22 protein-coding genes and 1 pseudogene are annotated in these 26,682 nt (G+C 64.0%); 16 read left to right on the top strand and 7 right to left on the bottom strand.

Annotated elements, in window-relative coordinates:
- Positions 1 to 46: 46 nt before the first annotated feature.
- The 4 genes from X757_RS154125 to X757_RS154140 all read left to right on the top strand — a co-directional run bounded on the left by X757_RS154125 (position 47) and on the right by X757_RS154140 (position 4,193).
- On the top strand, positions 47 to 550 hold the full coding sequence (locus X757_RS154125) for a hypothetical protein (RefSeq protein ID WP_023695919.1): 504 nt from the start codon (positions 47 to 49) through the stop codon (positions 548 to 550).
- A gap of 26 nt (positions 551 to 576) precedes the next feature.
- On the top strand, positions 577 to 1,221 hold the full coding sequence (cmk, locus tag X757_RS154130; RefSeq protein ID WP_031201346.1) for a (d)CMP kinase: 645 nt from the start codon (positions 577 to 579) through the stop codon (positions 1,219 to 1,221).
- Between the two features lie 204 nt (positions 1,222 to 1,425).
- Complete coding sequence (gene rpsA / locus X757_RS154135) at positions 1,426 to 3,123, top strand: 30S ribosomal protein S1 (protein ID WP_023671316.1); 1,698 nt, start codon at positions 1,426 to 1,428, stop codon at positions 3,121 to 3,123.
- Positions 3,124 to 3,371: 248 nt separating this feature from the next.
- Positions 3,372 to 4,193, top strand: coding sequence for an MOSC domain-containing protein (locus tag X757_RS154140; protein ID WP_023725956.1), 822 nt, complete (start codon positions 3,372 to 3,374; stop codon positions 4,191 to 4,193).
- A gap of 135 nt (positions 4,194 to 4,328) precedes the next feature.
- Here the strand turns inward: X757_RS154140 and X757_RS154145 are convergent, their stop codons facing one another.
- From X757_RS154145 to X757_RS154160, 4 genes are all read right to left on the bottom strand, one after another.
- On the bottom strand, positions 4,329 to 5,036 hold the full coding sequence (locus X757_RS154145) for an SDR family NAD(P)-dependent oxidoreductase (RefSeq protein WP_023725955.1): 708 nt from the start codon (positions 5,034 to 5,036) through the stop codon (positions 4,329 to 4,331).
- Positions 5,037 to 5,224: 188 nt separating this feature from the next.
- The gene (locus tag X757_RS154150) at positions 5,225 to 6,805 is read right to left on the bottom strand and encodes a 5-guanidino-2-oxopentanoate decarboxylase (protein ID WP_023725954.1); all 1,581 of its coding nucleotides are present in this window, start codon (positions 6,803 to 6,805) and stop codon (positions 5,225 to 5,227) included.
- Entirely contained in the window at positions 6,802 to 7,470 is a 669-nt protein-coding gene (locus X757_RS154155) for a TetR family transcriptional regulator C-terminal domain-containing protein (protein ID WP_023725953.1), read from the bottom strand. Before X757_RS154155 ends, X757_RS154150 begins: the two co-directional genes overlap by 4 nt.
- Positions 7,440 to 8,312: a dimethylarginine dimethylaminohydrolase family protein gene (locus X757_RS154160; protein WP_023725952.1), complete on the bottom strand. Its 873-nt coding sequence runs from the start codon at positions 8,310 to 8,312 to the stop codon at positions 7,440 to 7,442. Before X757_RS154160 ends, X757_RS154155 begins: the two co-directional genes overlap by 31 nt.
- Between X757_RS154160 and X757_RS1000000168495 the strand changes: the two genes are divergently transcribed.
- The 8 genes and pseudogenes from X757_RS1000000168495 to X757_RS154190 all read left to right on the top strand — a co-directional run bounded on the left by X757_RS1000000168495 (position 8,239) and on the right by X757_RS154190 (position 14,869).
- Entirely contained in the window at positions 8,239 to 8,394 is a 156-nt protein-coding gene (locus tag X757_RS1000000168495) for a hypothetical protein (RefSeq protein WP_196815015.1), read from the top strand. The two genes, X757_RS154160 and X757_RS1000000168495, sit on opposite strands and share 74 nt — an antisense overlap.
- A gap of 144 nt (positions 8,395 to 8,538) precedes the next feature.
- Positions 8,539 to 9,354, top strand: coding sequence for an ABC transporter ATP-binding protein (locus tag X757_RS154165; protein ID WP_023671322.1), 816 nt, complete (start codon positions 8,539 to 8,541; stop codon positions 9,352 to 9,354).
- Positions 9,355 to 9,408: 54 nt separating this feature from the next.
- Positions 9,409 to 10,209 (top strand): transporter substrate-binding domain-containing protein, encoded by an 801-nt coding sequence (locus tag X757_RS154170; protein ID WP_023671323.1) that lies wholly within the window; start codon positions 9,409 to 9,411, stop codon positions 10,207 to 10,209.
- A gap of 208 nt (positions 10,210 to 10,417) precedes the next feature.
- Positions 10,418 to 11,083 (top strand): ABC transporter permease, encoded by a 666-nt coding sequence (locus tag X757_RS154175; protein ID WP_032893169.1) that lies wholly within the window; start codon positions 10,418 to 10,420, stop codon positions 11,081 to 11,083.
- A complete protein-coding gene (locus X757_RS154180; RefSeq protein ID WP_023725951.1) occupies positions 11,083 to 11,892 on the top strand; it encodes an ABC transporter permease in 810 nt (269 codons plus the stop codon). The genes X757_RS154175 and X757_RS154180 overlap by 1 nt, the downstream gene beginning before the upstream one ends.
- 114 nt (positions 11,893 to 12,006) lie before the next feature.
- Positions 12,007 to 13,008, top strand: a complete 1,002-nt coding sequence (locus X757_RS154185) for an Ldh family oxidoreductase (protein WP_023725950.1) — start codon at positions 12,007 to 12,009, stop codon at positions 13,006 to 13,008.
- Between the two features lie 326 nt (positions 13,009 to 13,334).
- A pseudogene (locus tag X757_RS01000000164695) lies at positions 13,335 to 13,784 on the top strand (DoxX family protein).
- Positions 13,785 to 13,888: 104 nt separating this feature from the next.
- Entirely contained in the window at positions 13,889 to 14,869 is a 981-nt protein-coding gene (locus X757_RS154190) for a complex I NDUFA9 subunit family protein (RefSeq protein WP_023725949.1), read from the top strand.
- A 14-nt stretch (positions 14,870 to 14,883) separates the two neighbouring features.
- On the opposite strand, the gene X757_RS154195 is transcribed toward X757_RS154190, so the two are convergent.
- Positions 14,884 to 16,254: a cytochrome P450 gene (locus X757_RS154195; RefSeq protein WP_023725948.1), complete on the bottom strand. Its 1,371-nt coding sequence runs from the start codon at positions 16,252 to 16,254 to the stop codon at positions 14,884 to 14,886.
- A 210-nt stretch (positions 16,255 to 16,464) separates the two neighbouring features.
- Here X757_RS154195 and X757_RS154200 point away from each other — a divergent pair, with 210 nt between their 5' ends.
- The 3 genes from X757_RS154200 (at position 16,465) to gyrB (ending at position 22,358) form a co-directional block, all read left to right on the top strand.
- Positions 16,465 to 17,034, top strand: coding sequence for an NADPH-dependent FMN reductase (locus X757_RS154200; RefSeq protein WP_023725947.1), 570 nt, complete (start codon positions 16,465 to 16,467; stop codon positions 17,032 to 17,034).
- A gap of 76 nt (positions 17,035 to 17,110) precedes the next feature.
- Positions 17,111 to 19,741, top strand: a complete 2,631-nt coding sequence (locus tag X757_RS154205; protein ID WP_023725946.1) for a caspase family protein — start codon at positions 17,111 to 17,113, stop codon at positions 19,739 to 19,741.
- Between the two features lie 145 nt (positions 19,742 to 19,886).
- Positions 19,887 to 22,358 carry a DNA topoisomerase (ATP-hydrolyzing) subunit B gene (gyrB, locus tag X757_RS154210; RefSeq protein WP_023725945.1) on the top strand — a complete coding sequence of 824 codons (2,472 nt, stop codon included), beginning with the start codon at positions 19,887 to 19,889 and terminating at the stop codon, positions 22,356 to 22,358.
- 134 nt (positions 22,359 to 22,492) lie between these two features.
- Here the strand turns inward: gyrB and X757_RS154215 are convergent, their stop codons facing one another.
- On the bottom strand, positions 22,493 to 23,938 hold the full coding sequence (locus X757_RS154215; protein ID WP_023725944.1) for a hypothetical protein: 1,446 nt from the start codon (positions 23,936 to 23,938) through the stop codon (positions 22,493 to 22,495).
- A 332-nt stretch (positions 23,939 to 24,270) separates the two neighbouring features.
- Between X757_RS154215 and X757_RS154220 the strand changes: the two genes are divergently transcribed.
- On the top strand, positions 24,271 to 25,188 hold the full coding sequence (locus X757_RS154220; RefSeq protein ID WP_023725943.1) for a membrane protein: 918 nt from the start codon (positions 24,271 to 24,273) through the stop codon (positions 25,186 to 25,188).
- 92 nt (positions 25,189 to 25,280) lie between these two features.
- Here the strand turns inward: X757_RS154220 and X757_RS154225 are convergent, their stop codons facing one another.
- Positions 25,281 to 26,678, bottom strand: coding sequence for an NAD(P)(+) transhydrogenase (Re/Si-specific) subunit beta (locus X757_RS154225; protein ID WP_023671337.1), 1,398 nt, complete (start codon positions 26,676 to 26,678; stop codon positions 25,281 to 25,283).
- Positions 26,679 to 26,682 lie beyond the last annotated feature (4 nt).

Raw genomic sequence — 26,682 nt, 5'->3', positions numbered from 1 at the left:
AATGTGCAGTATTCGTGCATGAGAGTGCAATGTCGGAATCGCGGCAATGATGGGCAGGCAGGTCAATTTCTGGTTGTCAGACAAAGATCAAACTGAGCTTCAGTCCATCGTGCTTTCAAAGGGGGTATTCGCGGTGATCAACAGCCAGTCGAAGACCCCCGCACCCTCGCTGAAAGAAAAATTTGAACGAGTGCACCCGGGCCGTAAGGTCGAGGGCTTTCATCTCGTTCCCAAGGCACTGAGGGAGGAAATTGTTTGGAAGCACAATCCATACAACGATACGTATGATCCCGATCTCAGCCGCTCATCTGTGATACAGTACAACCCATCCCGGACCGAAGGCAGTTCAATTTTTCAGGGCCGATTTTATTTCCAAGCGCGCGACTTCGACGATCTTGGGCAGTTGATAGAGAAGCATGCGGCATTCACCAAGATTGGCGACGCGCTGCTACGCCTGGTGCGGAAAAATCTAAATCATCTGCACAGTGGCTTTTACGCTGGAAATGAAGCTCTGAAGCTGAAAGATGCGGGTTTCCAGTTTCGATCCTGATAGCAGCAAATCTTCGAGGTCGCGAATTGCCGTTCACCATCGCCATCGACGGCCCGGCCGGCGCCGGCAAGGGCACGCTGGCCCGCCGGCTGGCCGACCACTACCGCCTCAACCTGCTCGACACCGGCCTCACCTACCGCGCCGTCGCCTATGCGTTGATCCGGCACGCGCTGCCACTCGACAATGTCTCAGCAGCCGAAACCGCCGCACGCCAGGTCGATCTGGCAAAGCTCGACCGTGCGGTGCTGTCGGCGCATGCGGTTGGCGAGGCGGCCTCGAAGGTCGCGATTTACCCTACCGTCCGGCGCATCCTGGTCGAAAAGCAGCGCGATTTCGCCAGGACACCGCCAGGCGCGGTGCTCGACGGGCGCGACATCGGCACGGTTGTGTGCCCTGACGCCGACATAAAGCTCTATGTGACGGCGAGCGCCGAAGTGCGGGCGCAGCGCCGGCTGGCCGAGATCGAAAGCATCGGCGGCACCGCCGATTTCGCCGAAATTCTTGCCGATATTGTGCGCCGCGACGAGCGCGACATGGGCCGCGCCGACTCGCCGCTGAAGCCGGCGGCGGACGCGCACTTGCTTGATACCTCCGAAATGGCTATAGAGGCCGCGTTTCTGGCGGCCAAAGCGATCATCGACGACGCCCTGGCCAAGAGAGACAAAGCCTGATCCAGGGTTTTCCCGCTCCACCGATTGCCGGAAGCGAAGAAAATACCCATATCGGGCACGAACCAGCCTGCCAGCATTCTTCATGCGCCGGAATTGCCGCTTAGGCGGCCCAGGGCTTTTGTAGCCCGGAACGCCGGCAGGCCAACGCAACGCTAACCCACGGCGCCCGTCCCGCTTCAGATGCGGGGCACTCCAGGAGAAAATATGTCAGCTGCAAATCCCACTCGCGACGATTTCGCGAGCCTGCTCGAAGAATCATTTACCACCGGTCACTCCGGCGAAGGTCAGGTCGTCAAGGGCACGATCCTGGCGATCGAAAAAGACATGGCCATCATCGATGTCGGCCTCAAGGTCGAAGGCCGCGTGCCGCTGAAGGAATTCGGCGTCAAGGGCAAGGACTCGACGCTCAAGGTCGGCGACACGGTCGAGGTCATGGTCGAGCGCATCGAAAACGCGCTGGGCGAAGCCGTCCTGTCGCGCGACAAGGCCCGCCGCGAAGAGAGCTGGGTCAAGCTCGAAGAGAAGTTCACCAAGGGTGAGCGCGTCGAAGGCGTCATCTTCAACCAGGTCAAGGGCGGCTTCACCGTCGACCTCGACGGCGCCGTGGCCTTCCTGCCGCGCAGCCAGGTCGATATCCGCCCGATCCGCGATGTCTCTCCGCTGATGCACAACCCGCAGCCCTTCGAGATCCTCAAGATGGATCGCCGCCGCGGCAACATCGTGGTGTCGCGCCGCACCGTGCTCGAGGAAAGCCGCGCCGAACAGCGTTCGGAAATCGTGCAGAACCTCGAAGAAGGCCAGGTTGTCGAAGGCGTCGTCAAGAACATCACCGATTACGGTGCGTTCGTCGACCTCGGCGGCATCGATGGCCTGCTGCATGTCACCGACATGGCATGGCGCCGCGTCAACCACCCGACCGAGATCCTCAACATCGGTCAGACGGTCAAGGTGCAGATCATCCGCATCAACCAGGAAACCCACCGCATCTCGCTCGGCATGAAGCAGCTCGAGAGCGATCCGTGGTCCGAGATCGGCACCAAGTTCCCGATCGGCAAGAAGATCAAGGGTACCGTCACCAACATCACCGACTACGGCGCGTTCGTCGAGCTGGAGCCGGGCATCGAAGGCCTCATCCACGTTTCGGAAATGTCGTGGACCAAGAAGAACGTGCACCCCGGCAAGATCCTGTCGACGACGCAGGAAGTCGACGTTGTGGTGCTCGAGGTCGATCCGGCCAAGCGCCGCATCTCGCTCGGCCTCAAGCAGACGCTGGAAAACCCGTGGCAGGCTTTTGCCGCGAGCCATCCGGTCGGCAGCCAGGTCGAGGGCGAGGTCAAGAACAAGACCGAGTTCGGCCTGTTCATCGGCCTCGAAGGCGACGTGGACGGCATGGTGCACCTCTCCGACCTCGACTGGACCCGTCCGGGCGAGCAGGTCATTGAAGAGTACAATCGCGGCGACATGGTCAAGGCGCAGGTGCTCGACGTCGACATCGACAAGGAGCGCATCTCGCTCGGCATCAAGCAGCTGGCCAAGGATACGGTCGGCGAAGCCGCGACTTCAGGCGAACTGCGCAAGAACGCCGTGGTCACCTGCGAAGTCACCGGCATCAAGGATGGCGGTCTGGAAGTGCGGCTGGTCGACAGCGGCATCGAGACCTTCATCAAGCGCAACGACCTCAGCCGTGACCGTGACGAGCAGCGCCCCGAGCGCTTCTCGGTCGGCCAGAAGCTGGACGCCCGCGTCATCGCCTTCGACAAGAAGACCCGCAAGCTGCAGGTCTCGATCAAGGCGCTGGAAATCGCGGAAGAGAAGGAAGCCGTCGCACAGTACGGCTCTACCGACTCCGGCGCTTCGCTGGGCGACATCCTTGGCGCCGCGCTGAAGAAGCAGGGCAGCTAAGCCGCTTCGCGCGCAGCGCGTAAGCCGCTTCGCGCAAGCGTAAACCTCGGCTGCGCCTCACGCGCGGCTTGAACAAGAAGACCCGCGGGCCGCAAGGCTCGCGGGTTTTTTCATGCTCGGCGACGCGGTTGGCACAAGACAAAGACGGCGGAACCCCTTCAATTCCGCATGCGCGGCTGTAGGCTCGGCTATCGTCGCAGACGTAAACACGGAAGTCCGGCCCTTCGGGCAACGGAGAAGCATGCGCGATGAAGGTCGTCGAACTCTATCGCTATCCGGTCAAGAGCCTGCGCGGCCATGCCGTGCCGAGCGCCGACATCGAGACAATGGGCATGGAAGGCGACCGCCGCTGGATGGTCGTCGACAAGGATGGGCAGTTCCTCACCATTCGCCAGATACCTGATATGACGACGATCGACGTCGAGCATCGCGGAACGGGCATCCTGTTGAAACATGACAGGCATGGCTCGCACTTCGTCGAGGCTCCGGCTCCCGGCACCGCGCTCCGGCAAGTCAAGATCTGGAAGGATATGGTTGCCGCGCGGCCGGGCGATCCGGCCGCCGGTGCATATCTCTCGGCTATTCTCGGCCGGCCCGTCGATCTCGTCTATTTCGACGATCCGCGAAACCGGCCGGTCGATGCGGAATTCGGCCAGCCTGGCGATTACGTCGGCTTTGCCGACGGTTTTCCGCTGCTGATCGCCACGACGGGCTCGCTGAACCATCTGAACAGCCATCTTGCCAGGCCCATCGAGATGGCGCGGTTCCGGCCAAACATCGTCGTCGACGCAGAAGGCCCATGGCCTGAAGACAGCTGGAAGACGATCCGCATCGGCACCGTGGAGTTGCGGATCGCAAAGCCCTGCTCGCGCTGCGTCATCACCACCCGAGATCCGTTGAGCGGCGAGCAGCCGGACCCGCGCGAGCCGTTGCACACGCTTGGCAAACTCCACCGCTCCGCCAAGGGCGGCATCATCTTCGGCCAGAATGCCATTCCCAACAACGCCGGCACGATCGCCATCGGCGACGCAGTCGAGGTCGTGGAAGCGGGCGTCTCGAACCTGACGTAGTCGCAGGCCTTCTAATGCCGTGGAGGCGTCGGCGGTCGCCATGATTGAATGGCCAACCTCCGCTGTAGATCAGGCGAGGTCGGCAAAGGCCGCCATCGGAAGCCAAACCAAATGAGTCGCCTGCGCGGCGGAACTTCAGGCGCGGCCGTAAAGCGGCACCAGCGTTCCGCTCATTGCCAGATTGGCCGGTGATGCCAGATAGGCGATTGCCTCGGCGGCGGCTTCGAGGCTGACCCATTTGCCGAAATCGGCATCCGGCATGTCGGCTCGGTTGGCCGGCGTATCGAGCGTCGAGGGCGCCACCGCGTTGACCAGTATGCCTTTGTGCTTCAGCTCTTCCGCCATCGCCACGGTCATCGCCGCCACTGCCGCTTTGCTCGCGGTATAGGCGACCATGCCGGCGCCTCTGCGCGGGTCGAGCCCGGCGCGTGCCGTGACATTGACGATGCGGCCCGCTGTGTTCGAGCCCAGCATGGAGCGCACTGCCGCGCGGCAGCACAGAAAGGCGGTGCGGGCGTTGGTGTCCATCATTTCGGCAAAGGATGCGGATTCGATTTTCTCGACGGGGGCCATGGCAAAGCCGCCGGCCAGATGGATGGAGGCCCACAATTCGGGGACGCTGTCATAGAAGGCATCGACCTTGGCAGGATCGGCGAGATCGACATTGTGCGCCAGCCGGACGCGATCATGGGCCGCGAAGGGGAAATGCGAGGGGGCCGACGCGTGGGCATTCGGCACATGGCAGATCGCGCCGTCCGCCAGCAATTTGCCGACGACCGCGGCACCCAGCGCCCCGGTGCCACCGGTCACCACGATATGCTTGCCCTGAACTGTTTCCGTCATCCTGGACGCTCCTGTCGTTTCTTATGATTATGTCGCTTGTCGTGCCGCGCCGACGCAGAGCGTCGCGCCTTTTGCACGATCACTCAACCGACATCTCGACATGGCAGTTGTTGCGTCTTTGCATCGCTCGAAGCCGCCGACCGCCCCTTCCGACCCCCGCGCATGGACGTACGGCGCGCGGCCAGGCGTCAGTCGATGGTGATTTCGATGACGTGCGGCAGTCTGGTTGCGCGTGCGCGTTTGAGCGCATCGGCGAGACCGGCAGTATCGGCAAGCCGCTCGGCTGATATGCCGTAGGCCTCGGCCAGCTTGCAGAAATCCGGCGGCGCCGGGGACACGCCGACCGGCTCGACGCCGACATCGAGCATCGACGTTTCGATCTCGCGATAGCCTCTGTTGTTCCAGACGACGAAGATGACCGGTGCGGGTGCATCGAGCGCCGCGCCCAGCTCCGGCAAGGTGAACTGGAAGCCGCCGTCGCCGGTGAGGCAAACCACCGGCACGCCGGGTATGGCGAGCGCTGCGCCGATCGCCGCCGGCGGCCCGTAGCCGAGCGCGCCGAAACCGGTGGCGGCGTTGAACCAGCCGCCTGGCCGGTCATGGTCGTAATAGAGATTGGCGGCGTAGATCGGCTGCGTGGAATCGCCGACGATGATTGCGCCCGGCAGTGCGTCGCGGATGGTTTCCACCGCACGCACCTGCGCGGCATAGGCCGGGCTGAGCTCGGCAAAGGCCGCCTTCCTCGACGCGGCTGCGCGGCTCTCGCCGTTCTTCGCCGCGGCATGATCAGGGTGGAGCGCGCCAAGCAGTGCGCCAAGCGCCTCCGCGCAATCGGCCTGGATGCCGACGCTCACCGGGCGGCGGGCGAGCTGGTCGGCGCCGATATCGATGCGGATCAGGTTGGCGGGCAGCACGAAGCCGCCGTCGCTGTAACCGTCATAGTCGGTCGGGCCGAATTCGGTGCCGGCAGCGATGACCAGATCGGCGTCTGCCATCAGCGCACGCACCGCCTTCAGGCTGGGGCTGGCCGGCACGCAAAGCGGATGCGCGTGCAGCAGACCGCGCGCATTGGCGGTCTGGACGACAGGTGCGCCGAGCCGCTCGGCCAGGCGCTGCAGTGGCTGTTCGGCGCGCTTGGCGCCGCCACCGGCAAGGATCAGCGGCCGGCGCGCGGCTGCGATCAGTTTGGCTGCCTCGGCAATGGCTGCGCCATCCGGCGCCGGCGGCGCTGCATTGGTGAGCGAAGCAGCGATGCCGTCGGCCGGTTTGACCATGACGTCGGTCGGGATCTCGATATGGACGGGGCCCGGCCGCGACGACGAAAACAGCGCGAAGGCCCGCGCCAAAGCGCCAGGCAATTCGCTGGCCTCGGTGACACGCTGCGAAAACAGCGCCACCTTCTCCATCATGCCGCGCTGGTCCGGCAGTTCGTGCAGGAAGCCCAGCCCCTTTCCCAGCGTCGGCATCGCGTTGACGCCCGAAATCACCAGCATCGGCACCGAATCGGCGCGCGCCTGGCCCATTGCGGTGATGGTGTTGGTCAGCCCCGGTCCGGTGATGACAAAGGCAACGCCCGGCCGGCCGCTGGCACGGGCATAGCCGTCGGCCATGAAGCCGGCGCCCTGTTCGTGACGCGGCGTGACATGGCGTATCTTTGAACGCGCCAGCCCGCGGTAAAGCTCGACAGTGTGGACGCCAGGAATGCCGAAAACGGTGTCGACGCCATGCGCTTCGAGCAGCGTGATCAGCGCTTCGCCGATGGTGGTCATGGCTTCTCTCCCTTTTGCGGTGCGAGGCCGAGCTCGGCCTCTATGGCTTTGACGCCGATCGCCGCCAATTCGCCAGGCGAGAACATCTCTGCGGCCAGACAGCCTTCGATCCAGAGCCCGTCGATGATCGCGTTGATGGCAATGGCATGGCGGCGCAGTTCATTTGCGTTTGGCCTGCGCTGCTCGGCGCCGAGCACTTCAGCAACGACTGCTTCCACCTCGTTGCGAAAGCCAAGATAGCCTTCGCGGTGGGCGCGAGCCAGGCTCGGATCCGCGCCGGCGCGGCCGATGAAGGTTGCCCAGAGCGAAAACACGCGTGCATCGATGATCGGGGCGTTGAGGTTGGCGGTAACGAAGGCCGCAAGGCGCTGGCGCGGCGCGGCGTCTTCCATGAGCAATGCTGCCTTCGCCTGCTCGGTCATACGGCCCATCAGCGCCGCGTACGCTTCCTGCAGCAAGTCTTCCTTGCCGGGGAAATAGTGCCGGATCAGCCCCGCGGTGACGCCGGCGCGCAGTGCGATGGTGCGCAGGCTGGCGCCCTCCAGCCCATGTTCGGCCACGCTGTCCAGGGTCGCGTCGATCAAATCCTGCCGCCGCCGCTCCTCGCCCTCGCGGCGGAACTTGCGGCGCTCATTCATTGCCGCAGGATGGGCCGCGTCAGGCATGTCGGCCCACCTTCGCAGGCGATGCAGAGGGCATCCGCCTCGAAGATTTGAACCGTGCAGCCGGCGGCTTCCATCGCGGCCTTGGTCTTGGGAAAGCCGGCGACGGCAATGACTTTGTGCGGGCTGGTCGGCAGCACGTTCAGGCTGAGGCCGTTGGACGCGGCAAACTCTTCGGCGTCGCCTTCCACCAGCCGGATGCCGCGCGCCTTCAGCAACTGATAGAACGGCGCCGGCAAAAGCGGTGAATAGACCAGGGCCAGGTCGTCGGCCAGCGGGCTGATCACCGACATCAGATGCAGGCACGCCTCCTCGCCCTGCCACAGCGGCAGATCGAAGCCGTAGACGGAAATGCCGAGCGGCGTCAGCAGGTTGGAAACCTGCTGTATGCCTTCCTGGTTGGAGCGCACCCCGCGCCCGATCACCAGCGTGCTGGCATCCAGCCATACGCAATCGCCGCCTTCGACCTGGCCGGGAGCCTGGACGCGGCCGAGGATGGGAATACCCAGGCGTGTGTAGGTTTCCTCATGCAGCGATGGCTCCCGGGCGCGCAATGGCTTGCCCATGGACAGGATCAGCGCGCCGCGGTCGGTCATCAGCGACGGGTCGTGGGTGAATACGGAATCCGACAGCCCGTCGGCCTTGTCATCGATCCATTCGATTTCGGCGCCGGACGCCGTCACCAGCTCAGCGAGAGCCGCGTGCTGCGCCGCCGCTTTCGCCGGGTCGAAACCCGGGCCATAGTGCCAGGTAGCCCGGTCGGCACCGCGCATGGCATTGGCCGCCGACCGCATCAGCACGCGCCGCAACGGCGCCGCCATGGATTGTGATCCGAAAGCGCTCATCAGTGCCCTTTTCAATGCCGTGTTCAAGGTGAAAAAAATGGAAAAATTTTCATCGGAGGCTATTTATACACTTGCACAATAAGGCCGCAAGTGCCGTAATGAGCGGGATTGACGGGCTCGCGCTGTTGGGTCCATGCTGAAGTCTGGAGTGGGCATTACAGCGTATGTTGATTAGCCGGATAGACGTTCGACGATCTGCCGTGGACCCTGTGGCAGAGGTTCCCCGGTGAGCGCGGCGGGAACCGCCGCAGTCCAATCCGGCAAGGCGCAGGACGGCGCCGCCGAAGCCATCCATGTCGAGAACCTGCACAAGAAATTCGGCCATCTGCATGTGCTGAAAGGCGTTTCGCTGTCGGCGCGCGACGGCGAGGTGATCGCCATTATCGGCGGCTCGGGTTCCGGCAAGTCGACGCTGCTGCGCTGCATCAACTGCCTGGAAAACCCGACCAGCGGCATCATCCGCGTCAATGGCGAGGAGATCAAACTCAAGGCCGACAGCCACGGCCACACCGTGCCCGCCGACCGCCGGCAGATCGAACGCATCCGCGCCAAGCTCGGCATGGTGTTCCAGAACTTCAACCTGTGGAGCCACATGACGCTGATCGAGAACGTCATCGAGGTTCCGGTGCATGTTCTGGGCGTCAGGCGCGACGTGGCGATCAGGGAAGCCGAAAAGCTTTTGGCGCGCGTCGGCCTGGCCGAAAAGCGCGACGTCTATCCGGCCTATCTCTCGGGCGGCCAGCAGCAGCGCGCGGCGATCGCCCGCGCCCTGGCCATCAACCCGCGCGTCATGCTGTTCGACGAGCCGACCTCGGCGCTCGACCCGGAGCTGGTCGGCGAGGTGCTGAAGGTGATCGGCGACCTGGCGCGCGAGGGCCGCACCATGGTGCTGGTCACGCATGAAATGAAATTCGCCCGCGAGGTCGCGACCCATGTCGTCTACCTCTGCAACGGGCTGGTCGAGGAAGAGGGGCCGCCGGAGCAGATATTCGGCGCACCGAAATCCGAAAGGCTGAAGCAGTTCATCCGCAACATCGGCTAGGACAAGCCGGGACGGAAGAAAACCGGGAACCAACAACAAACTGGGAGTCGTGACATGAAGACTGTTCTGAAAACATTCGCCGCAGCGCTGCTGCTCGGCGTTGCCGCCATGGGCGTGGCCAAGGCCGATCCGGTCAAGATCGGTGTCGCCGCCGAGCCCTATCCGCCCTTCACCTCGCCGGACGCTTCCGGCAAATGGGTTGGCTGGGAAATCGAGTTCATCGACGCCGTCTGCGCCGAGGAGAAGCTCGACTGCGTCATCACGCCTGTCGCCTGGGACGGCATCATCCCGGCGCTGACGACCAAGAAGATCGACGTCATCGCCAGTTCGATGTCGATCACCGCCGAACGCGAGAAGACCATCGACTTCTCGGATAAGTACTACAACACGCCGACCGCCATCATCGGCCCGAAGGACCAGAAATTCGGCGCCACGCCGGACGATCTCAAGGGCAAAGTGCTCGGCGTGCAGGTGTCGACCACCCATTCGGCCTATGCCAAGAAGCATTTCGGCCCCACGGCCGCCGAGATCAAGGAATACCAGACCCAGGACGAAGCCAACAACGATCTGGCCGCAGGCCGCCTCGACGCCGTCCAGGCGGATTCGATCGCGCTCGACGCATTCCTGAAGTCGGACCAGGGCAAGGCCTGCTGCGATCTGAAGGGCATGGTGGCTCCGGACGATGAAGTGCTCGGACCGGGCGTGGGCGCCGGCGTGCGCAAGGAAGACACCGACCTTAAGGCCAAGATCAACGCCGGCATCAAGGCGATCCGCTCGAACGGCAAATATGACGAGATATCGAAGAAATACTTCGATTTCGACATTTACGGTGGTGGCGGCGCGCAGTCGAACTGACGATCCTCGCATGAGCTGAGGGGCACGGCGCCAACGCCATGCCCCTCCTGCCCGACCTTTCCCAGACATGCTGCCACCGACGCTGCCGTCGGCGGTGGTTGAAGCCAGCAATCCGGGGGCGACGCTGATCGACGCACTTCTTTCGGCCTCGGCGGCCGGCATCATAGAACTTCTCTCGCCCAATCCGCCGGGCTGGGGCGGCACGCTGTTGCTTGGGCTGCTCCATTCGATCGAGATCGCGCTCGGCGCCACGGTCCTTGGTCTCCTGATCGGCACCGGTGGCGCCTTTGGCAAACTTTACGGCGGGCCGGTCGTACGCGACTTGCTGGCGGTTTACACCACCATCGTGCGCGCCGTGCCCGAACTGGTGCTGATCCTGCTGCTCTATTATGCCGGAACAGACCTGATTAACCAGGCGCTGACGGCAATGGGCTACCAGCGCGTCGACGTCAGCGGCCTTGCGGCAGGCATCGCCGTGCTCGGCTTTGTCCAGGGCGCCTATTCGACCGAAGTGATCCGTGGCGCCATCCTGGCCATACCGCAGGGCCAGATCGAAGCCGCTCGCGCCTATGGCATGTCACCCGGGCTCATGCTGCGGCGCATCACCTTGCCGGCGATGCTGCCCTTCGCCATACCCGGGCTCGCCAATCTGTGGCTGATCGCCACCAAGGATACGGCCCTTCTGGCAGTCGTCGGCTTTTACGAACTGGCGCTGGCGACGCGGCAGGCGGCGGGCGTCACCAAAGCCTATTTCACCTTCTTTTTCGCCGCGGGCGTGCTCTATCTCATCTTGTCGCTGGTCTCCAACCTGCTCATCGGCCGCCTCGAGGCCTGGTCGCGGCGCGGTATGCCGTCGCTCAAGGATGCGCGCTGATGGCCGGAGAAGCGACCATCATCAACGCTGCCGCGCGCACGTCGCTGTGGCTGCAGCCGCATCGCATCGTGCTGATCCTGGTCGCGATCGCGCTGGTTTTCGGCGCAGCCTTCTTCATGCGCTGGGATTGGCTGCCGCAATATTACGAAATGGGGCTTCTCGGCATCTGGCGGTCGCTGTGGATCCTGGCCGTCACCTGCTTTCTCGGCTTCCTGCTCGCCGTGCCGCTCGGGCTCGCGCAGGCCGCCGGCTCTTTCTGGTTTTCCGCGCCCGCCAGGACATTCTGCACCGTCATCAGGGGCACGCCGCTGCTGATCCAGCTATGGCTGCTCTATTACGGGCTGGGCTCGCTGTTTCCGCAATTTCCCTGGATCCGCGAATCCTGGATGTGGCCGTATCTGAGGCAAGCCTGGCCTTATGGCGTGCTGGCACTGACCTTGTCCTTCGCCGGCTATGAGGGCGAAGTAATGCGCGGCGCCTTTGCCGGCGTGCCGAAGGGGCAGTTAGAGGCGGCCCGCGCTTTCGGCATGAGCCGCTGGAAGATTTTCCGCCGCATCTGGCTGCCGCAGGCCATCTACCGGGCGCTGCCGACGCTGACCGGCGAAACCGTGCTGCAGCTGAAGTCGACGCCGCTGGTGGCGACGATCAGCGTCATCGACATCTTCGCAGTCTCGTCCAAGGTCCGGCAGGACACCTACCTCACCTACGAACCCTTGCTGCTTTTGGCGCTGATCTACATGATCATCACCGGCATACTGGTGTTTGCATTCAGCAAGATCGAGGCGCGCATACCGAACAAGGTGGGCTAGGGAATAGTGAGCAGGCAGTAGTGAGTAGTCAGCATATGACCGGGAAACCGCTTGCTTTCGCTACTCCCTACTGACTACTCCCTACTCACTCTCACCACCAATCGGGTCCGCACCATGCAACTCTCTCTCGACCAGGCAACAGGGCTGTGCCGGATGGCGGCGCTCGGCGCCGGCGCCAATGAGGAGGCGGCGAGGTCGCTCACCGCCTCGATCATTGCCGCCGAGGCGGAAGGGCTTTCGACCGTCGGGCTGACCCATTTCATCGATTACCTCGAAGCGCTGGAAGCCGGCCGCATCGACGGCAATGCCGATCCCGTGATCACCAGGCCGGCGCTCGCCGTCTATCTCTCCGATGCGCGTGGCGGCCTCGCCCATACCGGCTTCGACCGCACCATCGACGACCTCGCCAAGGCGGCAAGGCTGTTCGGCGTCGCCATCTTCTCGCAGAAGAACGCTTATACCTGCGGCGCACTAGGCTATTTCACCGGGCGTCTGGCGCAATTGCGATTGGTCTCCTTCGCCGCCACCAACGGGCCGGCGGTGCTGGCAGGCTCGGGCTCGGTCAAGCCGGTCTATTGCACCAACCCGATGTCGTTTGCGGCACCCGCCGCTGATGGCGCGCCGCTGGTCATCGACCAGTCGTCGAGCGCCACCGCCTTCGTCAACATCCGCAAGGCGGCCGAGGACGGCAAGAAGATCCCCGAAGGCTGGGCGCTGGACGCCAGCGGCAACCCGACCACCGATCCGGCCGCGGCCATGAAGGGCGCCATGCTGGCCTTCGGCGGCCAGCGCGGCGCCAACATCGCGCTGATGGTCGAAGTGCTGGCGGCTGGCCTGTCGGGCGCCAACTGGTCGCTCGACGCGCCCTGGTTCTCCGGCGGACCGGACAGCCCGGGAACCGGCCTGTTCGTGCTCGCCGTCGAGCCCAAGCTGCTCGACCCGGATTTCGAGCAACGCATGAAGGACCAGCTCGACCGGCTGCGCCGGCGCTTTGGCGTGCACGTGCCGGGCCGGGCGCGGGCCGAAGCGGCCGAGAAGGCGCAGGCGCGCGGCATCAATGCCCCCAAAGCCGTGGTGCAGCGCATTTCCGAGTTCGCCGAGCGCTATTCGGGCTGAAGCGGTCCTGCGACAACGAATTTTTACGCGACCTGACTGAACCTTTCTACCGATCGCAACGACCAATAGCTGCCGGGTCGGGTTTGCCCGGTCGGTGTCTTCTGTCGGATGCGTTTAGGGCCCGGGCGGGCGTATGCCGTCTCAGGTTATCCGCCCCGTTGCGCTCTGTCTCGACCGTTGCGTCACCCGGAAAACCCCGCTTCGGCGGGGTTTTCTGCGTTCGTGCTCTGTGTGCTAAAACATGTGGCGAAAGTTAGCTTTGTTAACTTGACTTGCCGGGAACCATCGGGCGTTTGCAAGGGATCGTCACAAAAACAGGAGCTACGATTTCCGCAACCACCGACGCTTCCCGCGGCAAACTTATCGTTCCGGTGTTTGGCCGCCTGTATTCGTCGCTGCATGATGGCGCCGAAACCCTTCTGCGCGTCGTCGCCGGCGGGTTTCACCATTCACGGCTCGCAGAAGATCGCCAACCCTTTCGGCGCCGCCGAGATGGTCGAAGGCCTCGGCTTCTATCCCGGCGCGTTCTGGTCGTTGCTTTGTCCTGCACCGAATTCTTCGGCGGCATTCTGATCGCCATCGGCCTGTTGACTCGGCCCGCCGCCTTTGCCGGCATGATCGTGCTGCTGGTCACCGTCTGGTTCCACTGGATCACTGCCGGCCAGGGCTTTTCCGGCGCTGAAAAGTCGCTTCTATGGGCGGCGATCCTGCTGTTCTTCGTTATCCGCGGCGGCAACCGCCAGTCGGTCGACGCGCGCATCGGCAAGGCGTTCTGAAGGGTCTATAAGAGGGTGGCAGCGACGACGCGTCACCCTTTGCCTTTGGCCCAAAACGGACTATGAAACGGCTTCAGCCAAGCTTTCGAGCGCCGGAGCCAGCCATGACCGAAATCCTGCAGATCCCCAAGCTCGTGGTCGTCTTCGGCGGCTCCGGCTTCGTCGGCCGCCACATCGTGCGGGCGCTGGCCAAGCGCGGCTACCGCATCAGGGTGGCGGTGCGCCGGCCCGATCTCGCGGGACATCTGCAGCCGCTCGGCAATGTCGGCCAGATCCAGCCGGTGCAGGCCAATGTGCGCGTGCGCTGGTCGGTCGACCGCGCCGTGCAGGGCGCCGACCATGTCATCAATCTGGTCGCCATCCCGTATGAAAGCGGCCGGCAGAAATTCAACACCGTGCACGAATTCGGCGCCCGCGCCGTCGCCGAAGCCGCGCGCTCGGTCGGCGCAGGGCTCACCCACATCTCGGCGCTGGGCGCCGACCTCAACGCCGAATCCGACTATGCCCGCACCAAGGCGCTCGGCGAAAAGGCCGTCCTGGAGACGATCCCGGACGCCGTCATCTTCCGTCCGTCGATCAATTTCGGACCCGAGGACAGTTTCTTCAACCGCTTCGCCGACATGGCGCGCTATTCGCCGGTGCTGCCGCTGATCGGCGGCGGCCAGACCAAGTTCCAGCCGGTCTATGTCGGCGATGTCGCCGAAGCCGTGGCGCGTTCGGTCGAGGGCAAGATCAAGGGCGGCCAGATCTATGAACTCGGCGGGCCGCAAGTGCTCACCTTCAAGCAGTGCATGGAAGAGCTGCTCACCGTCATCGAGCGCAAGCGGCTCCTGGTGCCGGTGCCGTGGTGGATGGCCAATCTGCAGGCCTCGATCCTCGGCCTGCTGCCCAACCCGTTGCTGACCAAGGACCAGGTGCTGCTGCTGCGCCAGCCCAACATCGTGTCGGAGGAGGCCAACAAGGCCAACCGGAACCTTGCCGGCCTCGACATCCAGCCGCAGTCTATCGGCACCATCCTGCCCAGCTATCTCTGGCGCTTCCGCGCCGCAGGCCAGTTCCAGCGCAAGCCCGCCGGCATCGCGTAACAAGGCGTGCGCCGTTAAACGCGCCGCGTCACCTGCATCGGCAGGCCGCCTTGCGGCTGTGTCGTCAGTTTCTGCACCGGCCACGGCTTGGTCTCGGCGGTCACATCGAAGCGGAAGCGCGACAGCATGATGGCCAGCGCAATGATCGCCTCCTGCATGGCGAAGCTGGCGCCGATGCAGATGCGCGGACCGGCGCCGAACGGCAGATACTGGAAGCGGTCGATCTTCTCGCGGTTTCCCGGATGGAAGCGTTCGGGCATGAAGGCGTCGGGCATGTCCCACAGTTTTCTGTGGCGGTGGACGACCCAAGGCATCACCAGTACGGCCGCGCGCTTGGGGAGCACCAGATCGTTCCAGGTCTCCGTCTCGATCGGCTCGCGGTTGATCGACGGCGCCGGCGGATAAAGCCGCAGCGCCTCCTCGAAGGCGGCGCGGGTGAACGGCATTGCGTCGAGCCATTTCGTCGGGTCGGGTTCGCGCGCCAGCACGGCATCGATCTCGCGCTCGACCTTTTCGCGCTCCCACGGCGCTTCGGCGAGGCAGTAGATCGTCCAGCCCAGCGCCCGCGCGGTGGTCTCGTGGCCGGCGCCGATGAAGGTGATGATGTTGTCCTCGACTTCCGCCCGCGTCAGCCCGTCGGGGCCTTCGGCGCGCAGCAGAAGCGTCAGGAAATCCTGCGGCGCGGTGTCGGAGTCGCGCTTCAGCCGCTCCTCGCGCATCTTGACTGTATCGGTGACGATCTTGCGGAAATACGCCATGGTCTTGCGGCCGCGGATGCGGGTCAGCCGCGGCAGCCATTCGGGCGCGCGCAACAGGTCGAGCGGATCGACACGGCCCATGGTTTCGAACAGGCGGTCGATTTCCTGCGCGAAACTGCCGGGCTCGCCCGCAATCTCGCCCGAAAACAGCGTTTCGGCCAGGATATCGTAGGTGAGCAGCGTCATGTCGTGGGCGACATCGGTCATCCCGCCCTCCTCGTAGCGGGCGACGAACTGCATCGTGCGGCGCAGCATCGGCTCGGCGAAGCCGAAGATATGCCGCGGCGTGAACACCGGCGCCATCGCCTTGCGCGACCGCTTCCACACCTCGCCTTCGGCGGTCAGCAGCCCGTCGCGCAGGATCGGCCGCAGGATCATCTGGCGCACCGTCGCCATCTTGTAGTTCTTGGCGTTGTCGATCAGCACGTGGCGGATGAGGCCGGGATCGTTGGCGACGATCAGATGCCCGCCGACGCCATTCGCCGAAATCCAGGGTTCGTTGTAGGTGTGCTCGCCCCACAGTTCGAGGGGATTGCGGTAGACGATCCGCATCATCTCCAGCGTCGAAGGCGGCGTCGTGCGCGGCTTGGGCGCCGGCGGCACGAAGGGGACGGGCTGCGTGTCCATGAGGTACTCCGCTGATAGCTTAGATGTAGTGGTTGACGATCCGGGCGTCCATGTGACCGAAGGGCAAGCCGAAACGCTGCAGCGGGAATGCCTCGACAGACAATCTGTTCATCGGATCGAGACCGCCTGTGAAACGCTCGCGCCTTGTCCAATCGGACACTCTGCCGTAGGTGATAGTCACCAACAGATACTGCCAGCAGGAGAGCCCGCTTGAAGCATCAGCTGAACATCATCATCGGCAGCACGCGGCCGGGCCGCGCCGGGCCGGTCTTCGCCCACTGGCTGGAGGATTTTGCCCGCGAGCACGGCAAATTCGAACCGGTGCTGACCGACATTGACACGTTCCATCTGCCGGTTTTGGACGAGCCGCATCACCCCAGGCTCGGCAATTACCAGAACGACCACACCAAAGCCTGGTCGAAGGTCATTGATGCCGCCGACGCCTTCGTGTTCGTGGCGCCGGAGTACAATTATTTCGTGGCGCCTGCGATCGTCAACGCCATCGACTACCTTGCGCGCGAATGGAAATACAAGCCAGCCGCCATCTTCAGCTATGGCGGCGTTTCCGGAGGCCTGCGCGCCGCGCAGGCGCTGAAGCCGCTGCTGACCGCGGTGGGCGTCATGCCCATCTCGGAAGGCGTCGCGCTGCCGATGTATCAGAAACTGCTGGAGAGCGACGGCTCCTTCCAGGCCAGCGAGCAGGTACAGGGCGGCACCAAGACCATGCTGGACGAGCTCTCGCGCTGGAGCGAGGCGCTGAAGCGGATGCGGGCTACGTAACGCAGCCGGCCCCGGCTTGCTCATGCCATAAAGAGGTGGAATGGTCGGCAGGTGACTGAGCCGGGGGCGGTTCGATTTGCGCCTGTTGTTTGCCTTGCTGTTGATGCTTGCGACCACCGCCACAGCGGTGGCGGAGCGGCGCGTGGCGTTGGTCATTGCCGAGGACGACTACCGGCTGGTGCGGCCGCTGGCCAATCCTGTCAATGACGGCGAGGTGATGGAAGTGGCGCTGAAGAAGCTCGGCTTCGAAGTCGTGCTTGAGACCAATCGTGATCTCAGGCGCATGCGCCGGGCTCTCGACGATTTTCGCGAGGACGCCAAGGGCGCCGACGTGGCGCTGGTGTATTTCTCCGGCCATGGCGTCGAAATCTCCGGCGACAACCGGCTGCTGCCGGTCGACGCCGATGCCTCCTCGCTCGACCAGCTGGAAAAGACCAGCCTGCCGCTGGAGGAGGTGCGCGACGCCGTGACAGCCACCGCCAAGGTCGGGCTGATCGTGCTCGACGCCTGCCGCAGCGATCCGTTTGCGGGCGGCAGCGGCGACGGACGCGGCGCGACATCGCTGATCAAGGATCTGGTGGACAAGATCAAGCCGGGTCTCGGGCGCATCGGCAAGGCGGAAAATATCCTGTTCGCCTTTTCGGCGGCGCCCGGCGAGACGGCGGCTGATGGAAGCGGCGCGAATTCGCCCTTCACGGCGGCGCTGACCAAATATCTCGGCACCGACGGGCTCGAAATCCGCTCGGTGCTGACGCTGGTGCAGCAGGAGGTCTACGACCTTTCGCGCGGGAAACAGCTGCCCTACGTCGAGAGCGGGCTGCCGAAGCTGTTCTTCGCCTCGGCGGCCAAGGAACAATTGCCGGAGCGCGAGCGGCTGCTGCTTGCCATGGCCGATGTGACGCCGGAAATGCGCGGCGCGGTCGAGCGTGTCGCCAGCGATGCCGACATGCCGCTGGCGCCGCTCTATGGCGCGCTGATCAGTTCCGACACCAGCCATCTCTCCGGCGAAAGCCTGGACGCCAAGCTGCGCGAGGCCGCCGACGCCTTCGTCAAGGTGCGCGGCGAGATGAAGACGCTGGCCGCCGACGACCCGCAGGTGACCGAACTGCGCCGCCAGGCCGAGGAACAGTTGGCGCTCGGCGCTTTCGATGGTGCACGCGTGATCCTCGCCAAGGCCGCCGACGTCGACAATGTCTCGCGCCAGGCGTTGAAGGCCAATTTCGTCAGCCGCACCCTGTCCGAAGCCGCGACGCGATTTCTCTCGGGCGGCGCGGCGCGTGCCACCCTGGACTATGCAACCGCCATCAAGGACTATGAAACGGTGCTGGCGCTCTATGGCGAAGCCGGGCAGACCTCGCTCAGCCTGGAACAGGCCGACCGCCAAAGCCGCACGCTGGAAGAGCTCGGCATCCTCTACACAACGGTCGGCAACACCGACGCCGCCGGCCGCGCCTTTGCGGCGCTGGTCGCCAATCTTGAGCAGCGAGCGCGCCAGGAAACCGATCCGAGCGTCAAGCGCGACCTGGCCATCGGCCATATCAAGTTCGCCAACATCAAGATGGCGCAAGGCGATCTGCCGGCCTCCCTGCAAAACTATGAGGCGGCCAGGGACATGTTGCAGGGCCTGACCACAGACGTGCCGGACAAGAAGGACTGGCTCGGCGATCTCGCCATGGCCAATGACAAGATCGGCAATGTGCTGGCCACGCAAGGCGACCTGGGTGCGGCAGCCCAGGCCTACCAGCAAAGCCTGTCCATCAAGCAGCAATTGGCCGATGCCGAGCCGAACAGCGTCTATCTGCTGCGCGACCTGACCATTACCTACGACGAAATCGGCGGCCTTGCCCGCACCGCCGGCCAGCTGGATGGCGCCCAGACTGCATTCGAAGAGAGCCTGAGAATTCGGCTGGCGCTGGCGCAAAACAACCCGGACGACCCCAGGCACCAGCGCGCCGTCTCCGTCAGCTACACAAGGATCGGCGACGTTCTGCGCGAGCGTGGCGACGCTGCGGGCGCGCTCGACGCCTACAACAAGAGCCAAATAATCGCCGAAGCGCTGGTGCGCCGCGACTCAAACGACACCGATTTGAAGCGCGACCTGTCGGTCGGTTACGCCAAGATCGGCAATGCTTACGGCGACCAGAAGGACTGGCCACTCGCGTTGGAGGCCTACCAGCAAGCGCTGGCCACGGCGCGAGACCTTGCCGCAAGCGACCCAGGCAACACCGACTGGCAGCGCGACCTATCGGTCTGTTTGGAAAAAATTGCCGGCGTGTTTGATGCCCAGGGCAATATCGCCGGTGCTTTGCAGAACTATCAGGACAGTCTCGTCATTGCCAACCGATTGGCAAATCTCGACCCGGGCAATTCCGACTGGCAGCGCGACCTGTCGATCACGTTCGAGGAAATAGGCCTGCTGGAGACCAAGCAGCGCCACTATGAGGGCTCGAAGAAGGCCTTCGAAGCCAGCCTGGCCATCCGCCAGCGGTTGGCCCTGTCCGATCCGGACAATGCGATCTGGCAATTCGATCTGGTACAGGCCTACATCAACTATGCCTATGTGGCGAAGAATCCGAAGGCTGTGTTGTCCCAGGCGCTAGACCTGACGCTGGAGCTTGACCGCACAGGCAAACTGGCGCCGAGGGACAAACCCACGATCAAATATCTGCGCCGTCTTCTGGCCAAATTGAAAGCCGCGAAAAAATAGCCGGCTGCCAGCTCGGGATTCAGCCCTGAAATGCCCGCAAACCTTGGAAAAACCGCCTTTTGCGCCTATATCTAGGACATCAAAGCGGCGTGATTCGAAGCCATTTTTTCGCGCTGAGCATGCGGCATCAATCAGACAGGTTTTCATGAGCGATCAAAGCGACAACGCCAACGGCGCTGAGGCCGAATACGGCGCCGATTCCATCAAGGTTTTGAAGGGGTTGGACGCTGTCCGCAAGCGGCCGGGCATGTATATCGGCGACACCGACGACGGCTCGGGCCTGCATCACATGGTCTATGAGGTGGTCGACAACGCCATCGACGAGGCGCTGGCCGGCCATGCCGATCTCGTCACGGTGACGCTCAATCCCGACGGTTCGGTCACCGTTATCGACAATGGCCGCGGGATTCCGACCGATATTCACACTGGCGAAGGCATTTCGGCGGCCGAAGTGATCATGACGCAGCTGCATGCCGGCGGCAAATTCGACCAGAATTCCTACAAGGTGTCTGGCGGCCTGCACGGCGTCGGCGTCTCGGTGGTCAACGCGTTGTCGGCCTGGCTGAAGCTGAAAATCCGCCGCAACGGCCAGATTTTCGAGATGAGCTTCACGCATGGCAATGCCGATGCGCCGCTCAAGGCGACCGGCAGCTATGAGCAGAACAAGCAGCCCGGCACCTATGAGGGCCGCAGCGGTTCCGAGATCACCTTCTTTCCGTCGTCCGAAACCTTCACCATGGTCGAGTTCGACTTCGGCACGCTGGAGCACCGGCTGCGCGAACTCGCCTTCCTGAATTCCGGCGTACGCATCATCTTGACCGATGCCCGCCATGCCGATCTCGTGCGCCACGAACTGCACTATGATGGCGGCCTGGAAGAGTTCGTCAAATATCTCGACCGGGTCAAGAAACCGCTGATCGACAAGCCGATCGCCATCAAGGCCGAGCGCGACGGCATTACCGTCGAAGTGGCGATGTGGTGGAACGACAGCTACCACGAGAACGTGCTGGCCTTCACCAACAACATCCCGCAGCGCGATGGCGGCACCCATCTGGCCGGCTTCCGCGGCGCGCTGACGCGCCAGATCACCGGCTATGGCGAGTCCTCGGGCCTGACCAAGAAGGAAAAGGTGGCGCTGATCGGCGACGATTGCCGCGAGGGCCTGACGGCGGTGCTGTCGGTCAAGGTTCCCGACCCGAAATTCTCCTCGCAGACCAAGGACAAGCTGGTCTCGTCCGAGGTGCGCCCGGTGGTCGAAGGCCTGGTCAACGAGGCGCTCGGCACCTGGCTGGAAGAACATCCCAGCGAAGGCAAGGTGGTCATCGACAAGGTGATCCAGGCGGCCGCGGCGCGGGAAGCCGCGCGCAAGGCGCGCGACATCACCCGCAAGAGCTCGCTCGGCGTCACCTCGCTGCCCGGCAAGCTCGCCGACTGCCAGGAACGCGACCCGGCGAAATCCGAAATCTTCATCGTCGAGGGTGATTCCGCCGGCGGCTCGGCCAAGGGTGGCCGTTCGCGCCAGAACCAGGCGATCCTGCCGCTGCGCGGCAAGATCCTCAATGTCGAGCGCGCCCGCTTCGACCGCATGCTCGGCTCCGAGATGATCGGCACGCTGATCACCGCGCTCGGCACCTCGATCGGCAAGGACGAGTTCAACGCCGACAAATTGCGCTACCACAAGATCATCCTGATGACCGACGCCGACGTCGACGGCGCCCATATCAGGACCTTGCTGCTCACCTTCTTCTTCCGCCAGATGCCGGAGCTGATCGAGCGTGGCCATCTCTACATCGCCCAGCCGCCGCTCTACAAAGTGACGCGCGGCAAGAGCTCGCAATACATCAAGGACGAGAGCGCCTTCGAGGAATTCCTGATCGGCTCGGGGCTGGAAGAGGCTTCGCTGACGCTTGCCTCCGGCGAGGCGCGGGCCGGACAGGATCTGCGCGGCTCGATCGATGATGCACTGGCAGTACGCCAGCTCATCAACGGGCTGCATACGCGCTACAACAGGGGTGTGGTCGAACAGGCGGCGATCGCCGGCGCGCTCAATGCCGACGTGTTGAACGATCTCGGCCGCGCCAACGCCATGGCCGAGCGCGTCGCCCAGCGCCTCGACATCATTGCCGAAGACACCGAGCGCGGCTGGACCGGCCGGCTGTCGACCTCCAATGAGGGCGTCGGCGGCTACGTGTTCGAACGCACGGTGCGCAGCGTCAAGGAATTCGCGCAGCTCGATGCCGGGCTGATAAATTCAGCCGACGCACGCCAGCTCGACCGCTATGCCCCGCGCCTCATGGAGGTTTATGGCGAGCCGCCGGTGCTGCGCCGCAAGGATGTCTCCGAAACCATTTCGGGGCCGCTGGCGCTGCTCAACGCGGTGTTTGCGACCGGCCGCAAGGGCCTGACCATGCAGCGCTACAAGGGCCTCGGCGAGATGAACGCCGAGCAGCTCTGGGAAACCACGCTCGACCCGAATGTGCGCTCGCTGCTGCAGGTCAAGGTGAATGACGCAACCGATGCTGACAGCTTGTTCTCGCGGCTGATGGGCGACGAGGTCGAGCCGCGGCGCGAATTCATCCAGGACAATGCGCTGTCGGTGGCCAATCTGGACATTTGATGGCTGCGCGCCCATCGCTTCGTCATCCTAGGGTCTTCGCGACGGAGCTTCGCTCCTGCTTCGCCCTAGGATGACGTGGGTGAGGCCTCAGCCAATCTCCAGCGTTTGCGATGAACCGTTCTCAACGCCGGCACTCAACTCGGTTCCAGCTTTCGCCCGAGGTCCACCGCGTCGCGCAGCACTTGCAGATGCGAGCGCGGCGCGGTGCCCGCCGGCGGGGCGATTTCGACGCCGTTTGCCGTCGATGACCAATAAAGCGTGTGGGTGAAGATACGGCCAAGTGAGCTGCGAAGCTCGACCTGGATGGTCTCCACACCGGGGCCGAAATTTTCCGTCATCGGACCGGAAATCGGATCGCCTGTCGCCCAGCCATTGCCGCGGTCGTAGACGTTCGTCCAGCGCGTTGCCGCAAACACCGCGCCATGATGCACCGCGCGCTGCGCCTTGCCTGCTTGGCTGTGTCCTTCCTGGTAAAGCACGGTGCCGCCGGCGCGCCCGTCATCGGCAATCGGCGGGCAGGCCGAGAACAGGCGCTCGGCAAGGCCACGCCTGAATTCCGCGAGATTGTAGGTCACCAGGAATTCGCTGTGGGAGAGCGGACTGCCAAGCGTGACGAAATCGCTGATCTTCCAGGGCAGCGGGTGGTCGGCGTCCTTGGTCCGAAGCTGCTGGTAGAGCGCCCATTGGCCGCGCCGGAACCCGGCGAGGTCTTCAAGATTCTTTGGCCACGCTGACCCATCAGAGCCGAGCGTTGCCTTGTCGATGGCCTCGACCGCCGCCAGTTTGGCCTTGTCGCGGACCGCTTCCAGCCTTCGCGGCCGGAACTCGGCCCACAGGATCTGCAGCAAATCATAGGCGATGATCGACCCAAGGCTGTGCGAGACCAGCACGATGCGGTCGTAAGCATCGTCCTTCATCAGCGTCTTGAGCAGCGTCAGGCCTCTGTCGCGGATCAGCGCACGCTTCTCGATCGTCGCCGCCTCGGCGCGCACATAAGCGGCGACGTCACCGAAATAGGGCAGGGCGAACTGATCCACCGCCCAGATGACAAAAGAAGCGAGGGTGGTGATCATCAGGCCGGTCGTCAAGGTAACGGCCTGTTGCCAGACCGATGTTGCCAGCACGAGTGCTGCGCCCAGGATGACGATAACGATCAGAAGTGTGGCGACGTAAAGCTTGCGGGCGTCGAGCGGAATGTCGGCGAGCTTGCGCCACAACAGGTTCGTCACCCAGGCGGCCAGCCGGCCGCGCGTCGTGCCTTGCGTGATGTCGGCCCAATAAAGCTCGTAGAAATCGGTACGGCGGCCATCGACGTCGTAGGGCGTGGTGATGCGGCGCAGCTCGTGTGACTTGGTCCGGCTGTCGGGCGTGATCCAGCTCTGGTTGATCGTGGCGCCGGAAACGGCCGGATCGGGAATCTGGGCGTAGGGTGGAGCACGGGTGGGATCGCTGCTCCAGACCGCCTGGACGAATCCCCTCAGCGTACCCATCGGCCGCTGCTCGCCCATGCCGTGCACGATCACCACCGCCTGGCCGGGCTGCGCCTTTTTGTAAGCCAGCGATGCGACAGTCTTGGGCATCAGCGTCTCCGTTGACGACATCCGACGGCGGGAGTCGCTCATGCTACCCCCGGCTCACCGAGCCAACAATACACGGCAGCCCATGTGGAACTCCGTGAACCAATCCACAGTTTCGCAGTCGTGCCTCGGGCCGCGCGGAAAATAGTTCCGTTCCCGGCAAGCAAATCATTTCATTGCCCTTCGGAACGGAAATCGCTCAGGAACATTGTGACGACATCGATCAATTTCTCGCAGGGAGGCTCTTTATGGGACGCGGTATTTTGCTCTGGTTGCTCGGTATTCCGATCCCGATCATCATTCTCATCATGCTGTTCGTACGGTAGGAGGCGTCGATGCAGTCCACCGTGTCGGCTGTCGACGTATCCGCCTCAACAGAATCCTCCGCCCCGGCCGTCAGCTGGGGTCCGATCATCGCCGGCGCCTTCGCGGCCTCGACGCTGACCTTCATCCTCATGCTGCTCGGTTCGGGGCTGGGGCTGACCATGGTCTCGCCGTGGTCCGGCGCCAGTGCCTCGCTGACCACCTTCGCGGTGTCCGGCGCCATCTGGCTCATCATCGTGCAATGGCTGTCCTCCGGGGTCGGTGGCTATCTTGCCGGACGCCTGCGCACCAAATGGGTCGGCATCCACACCGACGAGGTCTATTTCCGTGACACCGCGCACGGCCTCCTCGCCTGGGCGCTGGCGACATTGCTGGTCGTCGGCATTCTCGGGTCGGCGCTGTCGGCAGTGCTTGGTTCAGGCGTGCAGGCGGCTTCTACTGTTGCCTCGGGCGCCGCCATGGGTGCTTCGGCCGGCGCGTCCGCCAATGCCGGCAGCGCACCGGCCGACAATGCGACGTCCTATCTTGTGGATACGCTGTTCCGTCCGGCTGATGCCGCCAGGCTCGCGGCGGCCAATCCGGACAGCGATGCGGCTGCGGCCGGGCAGGCTTCGCGCATCCTCGTCGCCAGTGCGGCGGCAGGCGAAATTTCGGCTGACGACAAGACCTATCTGTCGCAGCTGGTCGCCGCCCGCACCGGGCTTTCCGAGGCTGACGCCAAGGCGCGTGTCGACGCCCTGGTGGCCAGGGTCGAGGACGCCAAGGTCAAGGCCAAGCAGGCCGCCGACGCCGCACGGAAAGGCAGCGCCACCTTCGCACTGCTTGGCGCCCTGTCGCTGGTTATCGGCGCCTTCATCGCCAGCGCTGCGGCAGCACTGGGCGGCAGGCAGCGCGACGACGAGGAAGCGGTTTTCCTGACCAGCCGCTGAACCGGTCTTCAACATCAAAAAGCCCGGTCGAACCGGGCTTTTTTGTTTCCGATGATGGACCGACAACCTTCCAGTGGAAGGTTGCGGCGGGGTCAGTGATCCATGGCCTTGACGATTTCCTCGGTCATCTTCTTGGCGTCGCCGAGCAGCATCATGGTGCCGTCCTTGTAGAACAGCGTGTTGTCGATGCCGGCGTAGCCCGAGCCGAGCGAGCGCTTGACGAACAGGCAGGTGCGGGCCTTGTCGACGTCGAGGATCGGCATACCGTAGATCGGCGACGACTTGTCGTCGCGGGCGGACGGATTGGTGACGTCATTGGCGCCGATGACATAGGCGACATCGGCCTGCGCGAACTCGGAGTTGATATCTTCCAGTTCGAACACTTCGTCATAGGGAACATTGGCTTCGGCGAGCAGCACGTTCATGTGGCCCGGCATGCGGCCTGCCACGGGGTGGATGGCGTATTTGACGTCGACGCCATTGGCCTTGAGCTTATCGGCCATTTCGCGCAGCGCGTGCTGGGCCTGGGCGACCGCCATGCCGTAGCCCGGCACGATGATGACCTTCTGTGCGTTCATCATCAGATAGGCGGCGTCGTCGGCCGAGCCCTGCTTGACCGTGCGTTCGATGCCGTCATCGGCAACCGCCGCGGTCTCGCCGCCGAAGCCGCCGAGGATGACCGAGATGAACGACCGGTTCATGCCCTTGCACATGATGTAGGACAGGATGGCGCCGGACGAGCCGACCAGCGCGCCGGTGATGATCAACGCCAGATTGCCAAGCGTGAAGCCGAGTGCCGCGGCGGCCCAGCCGGAATAAGAATTCAGCATCGAGACGACGACCGGCATGTCGGCGCCGCCGATCGGGATGATCAAGAGGACGCCGAGCGCCAGCGACGCCGCGACGATCAGCCAGAACACCAGCTTGGCCTCGGTGGTGACCAGAAGCACGATCAGCACGATCAGCGCGATGCCGAGGACCGCGTTGATGATGTGACGGCCGCCGATCATGATCGGCTTGCCCGACATGCGGCCATCGAGCTTGAGGAAGGCGATGACGGAGCCGGTGAAAGTGATGGCGCCGATGGCAACGCCAAGGCTCATCTCGATCAGCGCCTGGGCGTGGATGTCGCCATTCGTGCCGATGCCGAAACTTTCCGGCGCGTAGATGGCGGCTGCCGCGACCATGACGGCGGCAAGGCCGACCAGCGAGTGGAAGGCGGCGACCAGCTGCGGCATCGACGTCATGGCGATGCGGCGCGCTGTAACGGCGCCGACGCCGCCGCCGATGGCCAGACCAAGCACGATCAGGCCGAAGCGCCCGGCGGACGGAGTCGCCAGCGCCAGCGTGGTGGCAATGGCAATGCCCATGCCGATCATGCCGTAGAGATTGCCTTGGCGGCTGGTGGTCGGATGCGACAGGCCGCGCAGCGCCATGATGAACAAGACGCCGGAGACCAGGTAGAGGAAGGACGCGAAGTTGGCGTTCATGGCT

The sequence above is a fragment of the Mesorhizobium sp. LSHC412B00 genome (assembly GCF_000503035.1).
GTDB lineage: Bacteria > Pseudomonadota > Alphaproteobacteria > Rhizobiales > Rhizobiaceae > Mesorhizobium.
This window is presented reverse-complemented; position numbering and strand designations above follow the sequence as displayed.

Bases quoted from the DNA above. Each gene is read 5' to 3' on its own strand.
- X757_RS154155 (WP_023725953.1), bottom strand. From the start codon at position 7,470: ATGCCTGACGCGGCCCATCCTGCGGCAATGAATGAGCGCCGCAAGTTC.
- gyrB (WP_023725945.1), top strand. From the start codon at position 19,887: ATGAGCGATCAAAGCGACAACGCCAACGGCGCTGAGGCCGAATACGGC.
- X757_RS154215 (WP_023725944.1), bottom strand. From the start codon at position 23,938: ATGCCCAAGACTGTCGCATCGCTGGCTTACAAAAAGGCGCAGCCCGGC.
- X757_RS154150 (WP_023725954.1), bottom strand. From the start codon at position 6,805: ATGACCACCATCGGCGAAGCGCTGATCACGCTGCTCGAAGCGCATGGC.
- X757_RS154170 (WP_023671323.1), top strand. From the start codon at position 9,409: ATGAAGACTGTTCTGAAAACATTCGCCGCAGCGCTGCTGCTCGGCGTT.
- X757_RS154220 (WP_023725943.1), top strand. From the start codon at position 24,271: ATGCAGTCCACCGTGTCGGCTGTCGACGTATCCGCCTCAACAGAATCC.
- X757_RS154180 (WP_023725951.1), top strand. From the start codon at position 11,083: ATGGCCGGAGAAGCGACCATCATCAACGCTGCCGCGCGCACGTCGCTG.
- X757_RS154225 (WP_023671337.1), bottom strand. From the start codon at position 26,678: ATGAACGCCAACTTCGCGTCCTTCCTCTACCTGGTCTCCGGCGTCTTG.
- X757_RS154125 (WP_023695919.1), top strand. From the start codon at position 47: ATGATGGGCAGGCAGGTCAATTTCTGGTTGTCAGACAAAGATCAAACT.
- X757_RS154145 (WP_023725955.1), bottom strand. From the start codon at position 5,036: ATGACGGAAACAGTTCAGGGCAAGCATATCGTGGTGACCGGTGGCACC.
- X757_RS154160 (WP_023725952.1), bottom strand. From the start codon at position 8,312: ATGAGCGCTTTCGGATCACAATCCATGGCGGCGCCGTTGCGGCGCGTG.
- X757_RS154185 (WP_023725950.1), top strand. From the start codon at position 12,007: ATGCAACTCTCTCTCGACCAGGCAACAGGGCTGTGCCGGATGGCGGCG.
- X757_RS154195 (WP_023725948.1), bottom strand. From the start codon at position 16,254: ATGGACACGCAGCCCGTCCCCTTCGTGCCGCCGGCGCCCAAGCCGCGC.
- X757_RS1000000168495 (WP_196815015.1), top strand. From the start codon at position 8,239: ATGGCATTGGCCGCCGACCGCATCAGCACGCGCCGCAACGGCGCCGCC.
- X757_RS154140 (WP_023725956.1), top strand. From the start codon at position 3,372: ATGAAGGTCGTCGAACTCTATCGCTATCCGGTCAAGAGCCTGCGCGGC.
- X757_RS154190 (WP_023725949.1), top strand. From the start codon at position 13,889: ATGACCGAAATCCTGCAGATCCCCAAGCTCGTGGTCGTCTTCGGCGGC.
- rpsA (WP_023671316.1), top strand. From the start codon at position 1,426: ATGTCAGCTGCAAATCCCACTCGCGACGATTTCGCGAGCCTGCTCGAA.